The following is a 13961-nucleotide window of genomic DNA, read 5'->3' on the forward strand; positions in this document are numbered from 1 at the left end:
TTAGTAAGAAATAAAAGGTGCCATCTCCAGAGGATGGCACCTTCTATTTCTTACTCTTCTCCAATTCCATTTCCGCTAAAAGCGGCAATACGTTATCGAAAATGTGCGTATTATTATTTTCGCCTGTTACGTATCCACCGTAATATCTACTAAATATATTGTCATTTCGGAATGTGGCCATATGATCATATAATTCCTTTGCAAACTTTGTATCACCTGTTTGTAGTACGTACAAGATCGTTAGTCCGTATGCAGCTGGCGATTCATAATTCACAGTTTGTTTTCCCGTTTCTAAATTGTAACGACCGTATAGCTTTCCATCTTCCTGGAACTTCTTCTTGATAAATTCCAAATAAGCATCTGATGAAAGGCCACCTAAACTTCGATGATATGCAACGTATGATTGGTCAATAAGATTCACTTCTTTATCGTACGTAAATGTACCATCTTCTTTATACTCTTTTGGGAATGCCCAGCCATGCCTTGGATAATCCGCTAAAAATTGAACAACTTCCTGATATTGCTGATCAGAAACTTTCCCGTACTTTTTCATATACGAGAATGCGTGCGGATTTAAGTATGATGTCGTTGCAAAATTATTTTGTTTCCCTGCATCTGCATCATAATAATCAACGTAATAATTATCTTTCTTATTATAACGAATTACAGCGTCACTCAATTGATCTGCCAAGTTTTTATAACGCTCTTCCTTGTACATTTCATAAGCACGATATAATTGTTCTATAATACGAAGATCATCTATAAGTGCATTTGTAGCTGACTGCACTTCTCCCTTTTCAGAGATTTTCCATAAAACAATTTGGTCCTTATGTACAAAGTTATTTTGAATAACCTTAACTTGTTCATCGAATAACGCTTGATCGTCTTTATCCAATGTATATTGTAGCCACAGTCCTGCCGATTCTGATAAAGCTTCACGGCCCTTCGCTTCACCCGTACCTGCCTTTGTATCTGCTAAACGATATGTAGCAAGCGTCCCATTTTCATTTACCATATGTCTTAAAATAAAATGTTCCGTACGGTTTCCTTGCAAAGCTGACCAAAATACAATTCCACCTAAAGCGATTAAGAGAATAACTCCAATCCCTATATATAAACGTTTCCGCAATCTTTTCACCTCCCTAATAAGGCTAGCCTTAATTTTACCAGAACATACGTAAAATTAAAAAAGACAATCTATTAGATTGTCTCCCTTGCCTCTATCCCTCACAAGCCTCTTTAGAAGGTCTATATAGCGATGCCACAAGTCGATCATATTCACGACGCGTAATCTCTTTATTATACAGCTTCAATAATAAATCTCTATGCTCTTTTGAAAATGCCATCTTTTTAATGACTTCAGGATACATAAAACATCCTCTCCATTTCACATAAACTTCTTCACTTCGAAAAACAGAACTTATGTTCGCATAAAAGATTATAAAATATTCCTTACTAAAAAACAAACAAAATATTATTCATTAACTTCTTTCTATTTAGAATATTCAAACATTATATTACCATATCCACTTTTTAAATACATATATATTTTTGGTAGTTTTTCTGAATAAATCTTCCAATTCAATCAGAAAATAATGGCAAAAAGAAGAGGAGTTTACATATGGATACGGTAACATTAGCAAGAGCATTTTTTGGTTCTTCATTAGCATTTCACATTATCTTTGCAACACTTGGTGTCGGACTTTCATTAATGATTTTTATAAGTGAAATACTCTATCACTGGAAGAAAGATTCCGATTACGCCATTATGGCGAAAAGATGGACGAAGGCTTTTGCCATCCTTCTCGGTGTAGCAATTCCAACTGGTACAATTGTTGGTGTGCAAATTTCACTTCTTTGGCCTGGTTTTGCCAAAATTGTTGGGCAGGTTATTTCTGTTCCCTTTCAAATTGAGATTTTCGCCTTCTTTTTAGAGGCGTTGTTCATGTCTATTTATGTATATGCAGCTGACAAACTACCTCCATTCATGAGATTAATCTCGCTATTCTTCGTCATGATTGGTGCCACGGCATCCGCCGTGCTTATTACATCAGCAAATACATGGATGAATACACCCGCGGGCTTTTCAATGGGACCAGATGGATCAGTTTTTAACGTTGATCCATGGAAAGCCTTCTTTAATCCGAGTTTTGGTACAAGCGCATTTCATGTTGTTATTACTGCCTATGCAACTGGAGCTGCCGTCATTGCCTCTATCGCTGGATTTAAATTATTAAAGAAGAACTTAAGTAAACGCGAAATTGCTTATCATAAAAAGGGACTACTGTTAGGACTCGTCGTGACATTTATTACAGGTGCTACGATGTGGCTTTCGGGACACGAATCGGCGATTGCCTTACATAAGCATTCTCCTGAAAAGCTTGCATCTGCTGAAGCTTTATTTGAAACGACATCACATGCACCGTTATCAATTGGCGGAGTTGTAGACCCTAACACACTTGAACTAAACTATGCACTAGAAATTCCGAACATGCTTAGCCTACTAGTGGGACTCGACCCTAGCACCGTCGTAAAAGGACTAAAGGAATTCCCACAAGAAACATGGCCACCATTTTACACACATACACTATTCAACTTAATGGTCGGCACCGCTGCCTTTACTTTTGCAGTTGCAGCAATCGCCCTCTTATATTGGTACTTTGTTTACCGAAAAAAAGGTGCAGAATTACCGAAGTGGCTTCTTTGGGGAGCTGCAGCATGTGGACCAATTATGATGCTCGGTATTGAATTCGGGTGGATTTTCAGCTGTAGTGGTCGTCAACCATGGACCATTTATGGTATGCAACGGACAGTCGACGCTTCTACACGCGCTGATTTTGTCGGTCCTTTATTTATTCTATTCATCATTTTATATATTGGACTCGGCATTTTAACAGTTTTTGTACTACGGACATTCTTTAAGAAACATCCGCTTACAAATGATTTACATCACGAAGGAGGCGATTCTCGTGCATGAGGAAAGTATTGCAATCATCATCTTATGGGCTCTTATTTTCGTATACAGTATATTAGGGTCCATCGATTTTGGAGCAGGTTTTTGGGGCATGGTATACGCAAAACATCCAACGCTCGCTGCCAAACTTGCCAATCGATACTTATCACCAACTTGGGAAGTAACAAATACATTTCTCGTTTTTGTCGTTGTCGCTTTTCTCGGTTTCTTTCCGAAAGCTGCTTTCACCCTTGCAACAGTGATGTTCGTGCCAGTTATGTTAATTTTAATACTCATTGCAATTCGCAGTACATTCATGGTATTTGCTTACTCTCTGCCAAAGTATCAATTCCTCCTTCGGGTGATTTCAGGTATTACTGGGCTCTTAATTCCAGCCTTATTAATTACTGTTTTACCCGTTACAGAGGGGGCTTATATTACAATCTCTGAAGGAAAAGAAGTACTCCTGTATGGAAAACTTCTTTCTAGCCCGGTTATCTACTGCTATATGCTCTTTGGGCTAACTTCGGAACTATTTCTCTCCTCTCTCTTTCTTGCTGATTTTGCGAGAGAGCAAGGTTCAGAAGATTCGTATAGAATTTACAGAAGAAACGCCATCATACTTGGTCCTGCAACACTTGTTACGGCGATTATCGCCCTCGTTGTAATGGACCCGGAAACACACTGGCTTATGCAAGGACTCATAAAGCAATTCCCATGGTTTACAGTTTCTATCGTTTTATTCGTTATCGGGTACTCTTCTCTTTGGTGGACAAACAAGAAGTATGGCACACTAGGATACCCTCGCATTGCCGTTTTAGCGGTCGTCGCTCAATATGCATTTGCAAGTTACGCTTACGGTGTCGCGCATTTACCTTATATCATTTATCCTGATGTAACTGTATTTACAAGTTTTACAACGACAGAAACATTCTATGCATTGCTTATCCTATACGCAATTGGAATCGCAATTTTACTACCAGGATTTATTTTCTTCTGGAATTTATTCTTGAAGGATCGAACTTTTTTGAAGGAAAAATAATATATTCGGGGGAGTCTGTTCCAAAAGGCATTTTGGATGGGCTCCTTTTGTCATATTTTGTTGATAAGTCGATATATTTTAAAAATCGTTGATATATTTTAAGTTGCACCAATATATCTCCATAATCGCCCATATAAATTTCATTTACTATCTTACTGCCACGCTAATTTATAGACTCCTCTCATAATAGTTATTTCACTATTCGTGACACTTGTCCTTTCGCTTGAAAAACACATATTCACTTCATTCCATTATATGCCTAGTTCTTCTTATTTTTTGCTGAATATACTACCAATACAGACCTTGAGACAAGCTACATTGGTTTAAGGAAAATTAGAAAGGTAGGTAAAATATGAGCATTGAAATATGGATTACTATTATTGTATTCTTCTTAACGATGATTGTTATCTTTTGGCGACCCCGTGGCTTAAATGAGGCTTGGCCGGCAGCAATTGGCGCTGGCATTATCTTGATTACTGGACTTGTATCAAGACCAGACGTCATAGATATTATTAGTAAAATTGGCGGTGCCTCTATAACAATATTAGCGACCATCGTTATGGCGGTTATATTAGAAAGCTTCGGCTTCTTCCACTGGTCCGCAGCGAAACTTGCAAATTTAGCAAAAGGCTCTGGTCGCCGTCTATACTGGTATATTCAATTATTATGTTTTCTTATGACTCTTTTATTTAATAACGACGGTAGTATTTTAATTACAACTCCAATTTTAATTCTTCTTCTAAAAAACCTTCAATTAAAACCACATCAACAAATTCCTTATTTATTAAGTGGTGCTTTAATCGCTACTGCATCTAGTGCACCAATTGGTGTAAGTAATATCGTAAACTTAATCGCATTAAATATCGTTAATATGACTCTTTACATGCATACTGCTATGATGTTTGTACCTGCAACATTAGGACTATTGTTTATGTCATGGCTTATGTACACAGTTTTAAAGAAAAAACTACCAGAAAGATTACCTGTTTCTTCATATGATATCGAAGAAATATTCTTCACAAAAAACTTCCATCCACTTAAAGGAACAAAATCTGTTAATACGAAACAAAAACGTACAAAATTCATGTTAAAAGTATTAGGTTTCGTCTTTCTTATGCGCTGTCTTCTATTCGTTGCATCCTTCTTATCGATTCCAATCGAAATTGTTGCTGTACTCGGTTCACTCGTTCTTCTCATCTGGAGATGGTACTACTTACGAACAAACCCAGTCGATATTTTGAAAAAGACACCGTGGCACATTTTAATTTTCGCTTTCTCTATGTATGTCATTATTTACGGACTTCACAACGCAGGATTAACAACAGCACTTGTAAATTGGCTTGAGCCAGTTGTAAGTCAGCATCTACTCTATGCTAGCTTTGCAATGGGCGGACTTGTATCTATCCTCTCTAACATCTTCAATAATCACCCTGCACTTATGATTGGTACAATCACATTAACAGAAATGGGACTAGACCCAGTCACATTAAAAACTATCTACCTGGCAAACATTATTGGTAGTGACATCGGTTCACTATTATTACCAATCGGTACGCTAGCTTCCCTCATTTGGATGTATATCCTAAGACAAAACAAAATTAAAGTGAAATGGAAAGATTATTTAAGCGTATCTCTCATCGTAATCCCACTCACAACAGCCGTCACATTATTCCTCTTATACTACTGGGTACAATTATTCTTCGCCTTATAGAAAATAGAAGCCCCCTTTGCTACCGTCTTAGCAAAGGGGGCTTCTTCTATATTTAAGTTAGGTACTACAGTGTGATCAATCAAGTAAAGAGGTGTAACGTATTATTGGTATAAATGACTACCAGTGTCTTTAAATTCTTTCGCTTTCTCTTTCATCCCTTTTTCAATTGCTTCTGTCGTTTCTAAATCATTGTCTTTCGCATATTCACGAATATCATGTGAAATTCTCATACTACAAAACTTCGGTCCACACATTGAACAGAAATGAGCCGTTTTCGCGCCTTCTGCTGGCAATGTTTCATCGTGATATTCCATCGCACGTTCAGGATCTAAAGATAAATTAAATTGATCGCGCCAACGGAATTCAAAGCGAGCTTTTGAAAGTGCATCATCACGCTGATGAGCCGTTTTGTGCCCTTTCGCAAGATCAGCTGCATGTGCAGCAATTTTGTACGTAATAACCCCCGTGCGAACATCATCTTTATTCGGCAAACCTAAATGTTCTTTCGGCGTTACATAACAAAGCATCGCCGTTCCAAACCAGCCAATCATCGCCGCTCCAATTGCCGATGTAATATGGTCATAACCTGGTGCAATATCTGTCGTTAACGGCCCAAGTGTATAGAACGGCGCGCCCTGACAAATATCAAGCTCTTTCTCCATATTCTCTTTAATTAAATGCATCGGTACATGCCCAGGTCCTTCAATCATCACTTGCACATCATGTTTCCAAGCAATCTTCGTTAATTCACCAAGTGTTTCAAGCTCAGAAAACTGTGCTTCGTCATTTGCATCTGCAATCGAACCTGGACGTAATCCATCTCCAAGAGAGAACGAAACGTCATACTGCTTCATAATTTCACATATCTCTTCAAAATGAGTGTATAAGAAGTTTTCTTTATGATGGAATAAACACCACTGTGCCATAATTGAACCACCGCGTGAAACGATACCTGTCGTACGCTTTGCAGTAATCGGAATGTAACGAAGTAATACGCCAGCGTGAATTGTAAAGTAATCAACGCCTTGCTCCGCTTGCTCAATTAACGTATCACGATACACTTCCCACGTTAAATCTTCTGCAATTCCGTTTACTTTTTCCAGCGCTTGATAGATCGGTACAGTTCCAACTGGTACAGGCGCGTTACGAATAATCCACTCACGCGTCGTATGAATATTTTTACCTGTAGATAAATCCATAATCGTATCCGCACCCCAACGCGTTGCCCACGTCATCTTCTCTACTTCTTCTGCAATTGAAGAAGATACAGCAGAGTTTCCGATATTTGCATTGACCTTCACGTGAAAGTTACGGCCGATAATCATCGGTTCTGCTTCCGGATGGTTAATATTCGCTGGTAAAATGGCACGACCTTCCGCGATTTCCTTACGAACAAACTCAGGCTCTACTCCTTCACGAATCGCAACATATTCCATCTCAGACGTAATGATACCCTTACGTGCATAATGCATTTGCGTAACATTTCCACCTTGCTTTGCTCTAAGCGGCTGACGATCCATTTGCGGGAAAACAGGCGTATGTTTCAAAGCCACTTTCACACCGTCATCCTCTGGTTTTACTTCGCGCCCTTCGTATGCTTCTACATCTCCGCGCTCCAGGATCCAAGAGTGGCGCGGCGCCTGCAATCCCTTTTCCAGTTCCACTTTATACGCAGGATCTGTATAAGGACCGCTCGTATCATATACACGAATTGGCGGATTCGGAATACCGTTCGTTTCGCTTTGTTCAATCTCGCGCATCGGCACTTTCATACCCGCGCGTGGTCCATCCACATACACTTTCTTACTTCCTGGTAAACTCGATTTCAATTCAATTTGCTCAGCTGAAACAGACTGTTTCATAACCTTTGTTGCCCCCCTGTACGTGACAAGGACAAGATATGGCCAGCGTATGCCAAAATAAAAAGAGCCAGGTCCATAAAAAAATAAGGACCTGGCTCATAAAGACATCATTATGTAAAGCCGTTAACTTCCCTACGCTGGTACGAGCCAGATCAGGTCCAAAGGGTTAAGAAGTTCACACGCTTCTCTCTCAGCCTACGCATACGTTAGGCACCCCTAGTTTATCACTGATTTAATTTTCAATACTTTCCCATCATACACGATAATCTGAAAAATGCAAAGTTTATTTCTTTTGTTGTTTATGGAATCATCCACGTTAAATAATATGCCTGTACATACGTCATAATACCAACAATAATTACGAAGAATAAACTATGCTTCACTGTAAAGCGGAATAAATCTGATTCTTTTCCAGCAAGTCCAACTGCCGCACAAGCAATTGCAATCGATTGCGGAGAAATCATTTTTCCTGTTACACCGCCCGTTGTATTTGCTGCAACGAGAAGTACTTCAGATACACCGACTTGCTGCGCTGTAATCGCTTGTAAATTCGAGAACAGTGCATTCGCTGACGTATCGGACCCTGTTAAAAATACACCGATCCAGCCTAGGAATGGTGAGAAGAACGGGAATAGTCCGCCAGTTCCTGCAAGTGCTAATGCTAATGTAGAAGATAGACCAGAATAGTTTGCGATAAACGCGAATCCTAATACGAATCCGATAGATAGAATTGGCATCTTAAGCTCATTTAACGTTTCTTTAAATGTTACTACTGCATCTTTTGCACTCATTTTCAAAATAAAGATAGAAATGATACAAGCAATTAAAATTGCTGTTCCCGTCGCTGATAAAATATCTAATTTCAAGATTGCTTCATAAGGCGTCGGTTTATTTACAATTGGCTCTGCTTTCATTACTAAATTGTGTAAGCCTGGAACTTCAAACTTAAACACAAGGCTTTCCAAAGCACCGCCTGAAGCAAATAACGCTTTAAAGAAACTTTGGCTCCAAATGACTACCATCACAGTTAAAATAATGAATGGAGACCATGCTTTTACTACTTTTCCTACCGTTAGTTTTGGCATAGATATCGCCGTTGCTGCTACTTCACTATTTGCTTCTTTAGACTGATAGATTTCTTTCGGCTGCCAAACTTTTAAGAATAGCGATAAACTCACTAAACTTACAAGTGCTGACGTAATATCCGGAAGTTCTGGTCCTAAGAACGTCGCTGTAATGAACTGCGTAATTGCAAATGAGCTACCTGCTACAAATAGAGCCGGCCATGTTTGTCTTACTCCTTTAAATCCATCCATTAAAAATACGATAAAGAACGGAACAAATAATGATAAGAACGGTAATTGATGTCCAGCCATTTGTCCAATTTTATGTGGATCAATACCTGTTACTTGTCCAGCAACTGTAATCGGAATTCCCATCGCTCCGAACGCTACTGGTGCCGTATTTGCGATTAAACACAGACCCGCTGCATATAAAGGATTTAATCCAAGACCTGCAAGAAGTGCTGCCGTAATTGCTACTGGTGCACCAAATCCTGCTGCCCCTTCCAAAAATGCTCCAAATGAAAAACCGATTAAAATAACGAGTAAACGATGGTCATTCGTAATGGATAATACAGATGCACGAATCACATCGAATTGACCCGTTTTCACAGATATTTTATATAAAAATACCGACATAATGATAATCCAAGCAATTGGCCATAGTCCGTATAAGAAACCATATCCCGTCGCTGCCATCGCCATCGTGAACGGCATCTTATAAGCGAATAAAGCCACTAAAATTGTAAGTACAACTGTAATAAATCCTGCCACATACCCCTTCATGCGGAAAACTGCTAAAGCTAAGAAAAAAAAGATAATCGGAATAAGTGCGACCGCTGCCGAAATCCAAATATTTCCGAACGGATCATAAACTTGTGTCCATGTGTTCATTGTTCTCTCCCCCTAAAGAATCCCCTTTTAAATAGAATAACCTCATCAATAGACTATCAGGTCATCATACCTTTAAGTCTAAAATAAAAAAACGCCTAAGAAAACGTTTTCATTAATTCTACCATAACAATTTTTATTTAAAAAGATTTTTTTGAAAATTTTATTATTTAACAGGAAATCTTACAAAATCGTCACGTTCCTGTAATGTTCATCGATAGAAAGCTTGCCAAAACTATTGCATAATAATAGTATAACAACAGACATTATTCATGAGGTGATATATATGAATGGAAACAAAATATTAGCTGCTTTATCATACTTTAGTGTACTATTTGCCCCTATCTTATTCCCTATTATCGTTTGGATTGTAGGCGATGCTGAAACAAAACCACATGCAAAACGTGCTCTATGGACACACATTATTCCAAGTATCGCTACATTCATCGGCGTAACTATTCTAGGAATTATGGGTATCGGATCTGACCAGCCAGATGTAACACTTGGAATTGGAGCAATGATTGTCTTATGTATTTGCGGAATTATTAGCTTATACTACTTCATTTGGAACATCGTAAAAGGTATTAAAGTGCTGAAAGCTTAAGTTTAAACAAACGTTTGATTAAAACAGCACGCATCATAATAAATGAAATTTTATCGGCAATACGACAATCTTTTAATAAGAAAAAACCGTCCCAAAATACCTTTTGGGACGGTTTTTTTATCTTCTGCGCTTCTTCTTTTTTCTCATCATTTTCTTGCGGCGCGTATTCACTTTATCCGCTATAATGTGAAGCGTGCTTGCCACAACAATTCCCATTATGAACGTTACAATTTCAACCTCATGTTCCTTCGCAATTTCTATTAAATTCCCGTCAAACACGATTATATTTAATAGGAATAAAAACGGAGAAAATACAATTAACATGTATGCAATACGAATCACATCACCAAGTATAATTGTATGTGTAAAGAAGGAGCGATGCGGCATGACCTTCTTATACGGATACCAAAATATACGTAGGAACCCCCATTTATTATACGCATTACTATATGTATCTAAATCCGGCGTTAAAAATGAAGTACCTACTAAAAAGCCAATTGCAAAAGTTAATAAAAAATCCAAGTTTGTTAATCCATACGAAAAGAGCATAAACAAAACAACCGGAAGGGATATTAAATTTATTTTCGTATGCGTTCTTCCTGATGGCATAATGCACTTCCTCGCTTACGTTCGCCCTGTCACCATATGACAGTTCTCACCTATTGATCTAATTTCTGATCGATAAAGGATGTGTCTATATCCGAACCAAACCATTCTGCCAACTTCACTCGCGCCTTATCTTTCACCTCTTCATTGACGTATAACGACGCTTGTAATAGAGCAGCCATTAACGCCCCTAAATCATCTGTATAACCAACTCCAGCAATGAAATCTGGGATGGCATCAATTGGTGCAATAAAATAAGCAAGTGCTCCAATCACAATAATTTTCACTCGCTTTGGAACATCAGGTCTTTGCAAAACATAAAACAATAATAAACTTGCATAAATGACCGACTGTCCCGCTTGCTTTGCAACATGTTTTGCTTTCTTCCAAAACGCTTCAACTGAAAATTTTTGTTCCATGTAAAAGCCTCCCTATTTTTTTAAAGAAATAAGCTACAATATGTTATCAGTAAAAGTTCATCAAAATTACACATAATCTATCAATGAACTTTCATTGTAACAAACAAACGAAAAAAGAACAAGTGTTCGTTAATTTTTACATACTTCCCTTCATATAATAGGTTTCTAGATAACCACTCACCCATTGTCATTTCTTATTTCTCAACAAGAAAATTTTCACTTTCACTTAACATTCTGCTCTACCTTTGTTATATTTTCTAGTTGACGGACATATAAACGAATGTTAAAGTTTTCTCTGGTAGTGACAAATCTCATACAAAAAATGTAAAATGTTATAGTGTTTCTCAGAAATGAATTTTGTTGTATAATACAGAAATGACGTTATGCTTATGAGCAGCACAAGAAACCAAAAGGGTATGCATAGTTATAGTCGTATATGGGTGAATATAGAACCTCTAATTATGGCCAAGAAAACTATGTATTTTTTATTTTAGCATTTTTCGCTCCAAAATCGACCAAGCCTGATAGAGAAAGGGTGGAAATGAATGAAAGAAACCTTGAAATCACAATTTCAAAATGTGCGTTTCACTGTATTCGTAGCTTTAGCTTTATGGCTGAAGACGTATCTTATTACACGCACAAGCTTTGATTTAAAACTTGAATCTTTCATGCAAGAATTCATTTTATTCCTTAGCCCATTAGCAGCATCATTACTGCTTGTTGGTCTTGCATTATTTGCAAAAGGGAAAAAACGTAACTATATAGCACTTGGAATTAATTTTGTTTTAACAATCGTTCTTGTTGGTAACGTAATGTTCTACGGATTCTACAATGACTTCGTTACTTTACCAGTACTAGGACAAACATCTAACTTTGGAAGTTTAGGTTCTAGTGTGAAAGAATTGTTTAACTACAAAATTATCCTTGCATTTGCTGATATTATTGTATTCTTCATTTTATTGAAGAAGATGAAGAATTTTGCACCGACAGAACGTGTAGCACGCCCAATGCGTTCCCTATACTTCGTGTCAACAGTTGCTATTTTCTTCGCAAACTTAGGACTTGCAGAAGCTGAGCGTCCTGAACTATTAACACGTTCATTCGACCGCGTTATGCTTGTTAAAAACTTAGGTTTATATGTACACCAAGTGTATGATCTTGGCTTACAAGCAAAATCAAGTTCACAAAAAGCTTTTGCTGACGGTAGTAAATTACAGGAAACAGAGAACTACGTAAAAACAACGCAAAGCAAACCAGATCCAAATATGTTTGGTACGGCAAAAGGGAAAAACGTAATTGTTGTCTCTCTTGAGTCATTACAAACATTCTTAATTGGTGCAACAGTTAACGGACAAGAAGTTACACCATTCTTAAACCAATTTACGAAAGAAAGTTATTACTTTGATAACTTCTTCCATCAAACTGGGCAAGGAAAAACATCTGATGCTGAATTCTTAGTAGATACTTCAATGTATCCACTAGACCGTGGTGCCGTATTCTTCACACACGGTAATAACGAATATACAGCAACTCCAGAAATTTTACGTGAGCAAGGATACCATACATCAGTATTCCACGCGAACAACGCAACATTCTGGAACCGTAACATTATGTATCCGGCACTTGGTTATGATCGTTACTACAACGAGCTTGACTACAAGATTACGCCAGAAACGAAATTGAATTGGGGATTAAAAGATATCGAATACTTCGATCAATCTATCGATATGTTAAAAGAAGTGAAGCAACCGTTCTATACTCGCTTCCTTACTTTAACAAATCATTACCCATTCACTTATGATGACAGCACGAAATTAATCGATGAATACAATTCTGGTGATGGCGTATTTGACCGTTACATGGTAACTGCTCGCTATTTAGACGAAGCAATGAAACACTTTATTGAACGTCTAAAAGCAGAAGGTATTTACGACAACTCAGTTATCGTATTCTACGGTGATCACTACGGTATTTCTGAAAACCATAACCGTGCAATGGCACAGTTCTTAGGAAAAGAAGAAATCACTGCATTTGACCATATGAACTTACAAAAAACACCGATGTTTATTCACGTTCCAGGTCAAAAAGAAGGTAAAACAATTTCAAAACCAACTGGTGAAATTGACATTAAACCAACAATTCTAAACTTACTTGGTGTAGATTCTACGAATCAAGTTCAATTTGGTCATGATGTATTCTCACCTGATAATAAAGGATTCGTTGTTCTTCGTGACGGTAGCTTCATTACAGATAAGTACATGTACACGAACAGTACATTCTACGACCGTACTACTAGCGAAGTTGTACAATTACCAAAAGAAGAATCTCAACCACTCATTGATCGTGCCCAAAATGAATTGAACATGTCTGACAAAATCATTGAAGGTGACTTACTTCGCTTCTCTGAAAGTAATAAGACCAAAACTGGTGAAGTAAAGACAGCTATTAAAGAAGAAAAGAAGAGCGCTGAGTAATCTCAGCCTCTTTTTTTTATATTTCTCCATACAATCACTTATATTCATTAACTTTAACATTACATAACCTTTACCAAATATTCACATAGAATTAATGAAACATCTCTATAATAAAATATGTAAGCAAGGTTCTATATATTTCTTATCTCTCATCTGTAATAAGATCCCTTAAAGAAATATATGAATCGTTTATTTCTACTTTCTTATAATTGTCTTTCACTATGTTTTGTTTCCATACACAAAACATTCAATAAGACGATGTCCCTATGAAAGATAGCTACCCTCCTTGTGCAGCATTCCATCAGAATGTTGCTTTTTTTTATTCAAAAGCAGGATTC

11 protein-coding genes and 1 riboswitch are annotated in these 13961 nt (G+C 37.6%); of the genes, 5 read left to right on the top strand and 6 right to left on the bottom strand.

Annotated elements, in window-relative coordinates:
- Nucleotides 1-43 precede the first annotated feature (43 nt).
- Nucleotides 44-1129, bottom strand: coding sequence for a glycosyl hydrolase family 8 (locus JDS82_RS16800; RefSeq protein WP_001231681.1), 1086 nt, complete (start codon nucleotides 1127-1129; stop codon nucleotides 44-46).
- Between the two features lie 91 nt (nucleotides 1130-1220).
- Nucleotides 1221-1370 carry a hypothetical protein gene (locus tag JDS82_RS16805; RefSeq protein ID WP_000283173.1) on the bottom strand — a complete coding sequence of 50 codons (150 nt, stop codon included), beginning with the start codon at nucleotides 1368-1370 and terminating at the stop codon, nucleotides 1221-1223.
- Nucleotides 1371-1621: 251 nt separating this feature from the next.
- Here JDS82_RS16805 and cydA point away from each other — a divergent pair, with 251 nt between their 5' ends.
- From cydA to JDS82_RS16820, 3 genes are all read left to right on the top strand, one after another.
- Nucleotides 1622-2977: a cytochrome ubiquinol oxidase subunit I gene (cydA, locus tag JDS82_RS16810; RefSeq protein ID WP_000381956.1), complete on the top strand. Its 1356-nt coding sequence runs from the start codon at nucleotides 1622-1624 to the stop codon at nucleotides 2975-2977.
- Nucleotides 2970-3995, top strand: a complete 1026-nt coding sequence (locus JDS82_RS16815) for a cytochrome d ubiquinol oxidase subunit II (RefSeq protein WP_000544164.1) — start codon at nucleotides 2970-2972, stop codon at nucleotides 3993-3995. The genes cydA and JDS82_RS16815 overlap by 8 nt, the downstream gene beginning before the upstream one ends.
- 352 nt (nucleotides 3996-4347) lie before the next feature.
- Nucleotides 4348-5706, top strand: a complete 1359-nt coding sequence (locus JDS82_RS16820; RefSeq protein WP_000021139.1) for an arsenic transporter — start codon at nucleotides 4348-4350, stop codon at nucleotides 5704-5706.
- A gap of 101 nt (nucleotides 5707-5807) precedes the next feature.
- Here JDS82_RS16820 and thiC read toward each other — a convergent pair whose 3' ends face one another.
- Both thiC and lldP read right to left on the bottom strand, forming a co-directional pair.
- Complete coding sequence (gene thiC / locus JDS82_RS16825; protein ID WP_000814449.1) at nucleotides 5808-7568, bottom strand: phosphomethylpyrimidine synthase ThiC; 1761 nt, start codon at nucleotides 7566-7568, stop codon at nucleotides 5808-5810.
- Between the two features lie 112 nt (nucleotides 7569-7680).
- Nucleotides 7681-7796: riboswitch (TPP riboswitch) on the bottom strand.
- 71 nt (nucleotides 7797-7867) lie between these two features.
- Nucleotides 7868-9523, bottom strand: a complete 1656-nt coding sequence (lldP, locus tag JDS82_RS16830; RefSeq protein ID WP_001099314.1) for an L-lactate permease — start codon at nucleotides 9521-9523, stop codon at nucleotides 7868-7870.
- 283 nt (nucleotides 9524-9806) lie between these two features.
- Here lldP and JDS82_RS16835 point away from each other — a divergent pair, with 283 nt between their 5' ends.
- Entirely contained in the window at nucleotides 9807-10124 is a 318-nt protein-coding gene (locus JDS82_RS16835) for a magnetosome magnetite crystal formation protein family (protein ID WP_001014097.1), read from the top strand.
- A 117-nt stretch (nucleotides 10125-10241) separates the two neighbouring features.
- Here the strand turns inward: JDS82_RS16835 and JDS82_RS16840 are convergent, their stop codons facing one another.
- Nucleotides 10242-10733 (bottom strand): metal-binding protein, encoded by a 492-nt coding sequence (locus JDS82_RS16840; RefSeq protein ID WP_001139086.1) that lies wholly within the window; start codon nucleotides 10731-10733, stop codon nucleotides 10242-10244.
- A 50-nt stretch (nucleotides 10734-10783) separates the two neighbouring features.
- Nucleotides 10784-11149, bottom strand: a complete 366-nt coding sequence (locus JDS82_RS16845) for a YkvA family protein (protein ID WP_000435500.1) — start codon at nucleotides 11147-11149, stop codon at nucleotides 10784-10786.
- Nucleotides 11150-11694: 545 nt separating this feature from the next.
- Here JDS82_RS16845 and JDS82_RS16850 point away from each other — a divergent pair.
- Complete coding sequence (locus tag JDS82_RS16850; protein ID WP_000665354.1) at nucleotides 11695-13623, top strand: LTA synthase family protein; 1929 nt, start codon at nucleotides 11695-11697, stop codon at nucleotides 13621-13623.
- Nucleotides 13624-13961 lie beyond the last annotated feature (338 nt).

Origin of the sequence: Bacillus cereus group sp. N14, assembly GCF_016483555.1 — a bacterium.
In the GTDB taxonomy this organism is placed as follows: domain Bacteria; phylum Bacillota; class Bacilli; order Bacillales; family Bacillaceae_G; genus Bacillus_A; species Bacillus_A wiedmannii.

What these genes read in the sequence shown, in the direction of transcription:
- JDS82_RS16850 (WP_000665354.1), top strand. Translation starts at nt 11,695, where the DNA reads ATGAAAGAAACCTTGAAATCACAATTTCAAAATGTGCGTTTCACTGTA.
- lldP (WP_001099314.1), bottom strand. Translation starts at nt 9,523, where the DNA reads ATGAACACATGGACACAAGTTTATGATCCGTTCGGAAATATTTGGATT.
- JDS82_RS16835 (WP_001014097.1), top strand. Translation starts at nt 9,807, where the DNA reads ATGAATGGAAACAAAATATTAGCTGCTTTATCATACTTTAGTGTACTA.
- JDS82_RS16840 (WP_001139086.1), bottom strand. Translation starts at nt 10,733, where the DNA reads ATGCCATCAGGAAGAACGCATACGAAAATAAATTTAATATCCCTTCCG.
- JDS82_RS16805 (WP_000283173.1), bottom strand. Translation starts at nt 1,370, where the DNA reads ATGTATCCTGAAGTCATTAAAAAGATGGCATTTTCAAAAGAGCATAGA.
- JDS82_RS16820 (WP_000021139.1), top strand. Translation starts at nt 4,348, where the DNA reads ATGAGCATTGAAATATGGATTACTATTATTGTATTCTTCTTAACGATG.
- JDS82_RS16845 (WP_000435500.1), bottom strand. Translation starts at nt 11,149, where the DNA reads ATGGAACAAAAATTTTCAGTTGAAGCGTTTTGGAAGAAAGCAAAACAT.
- thiC (WP_000814449.1), bottom strand. Translation starts at nt 7,568, where the DNA reads ATGAAACAGTCTGTTTCAGCTGAGCAAATTGAATTGAAATCGAGTTTA.
- cydA (WP_000381956.1), top strand. Translation starts at nt 1,622, where the DNA reads ATGGATACGGTAACATTAGCAAGAGCATTTTTTGGTTCTTCATTAGCA.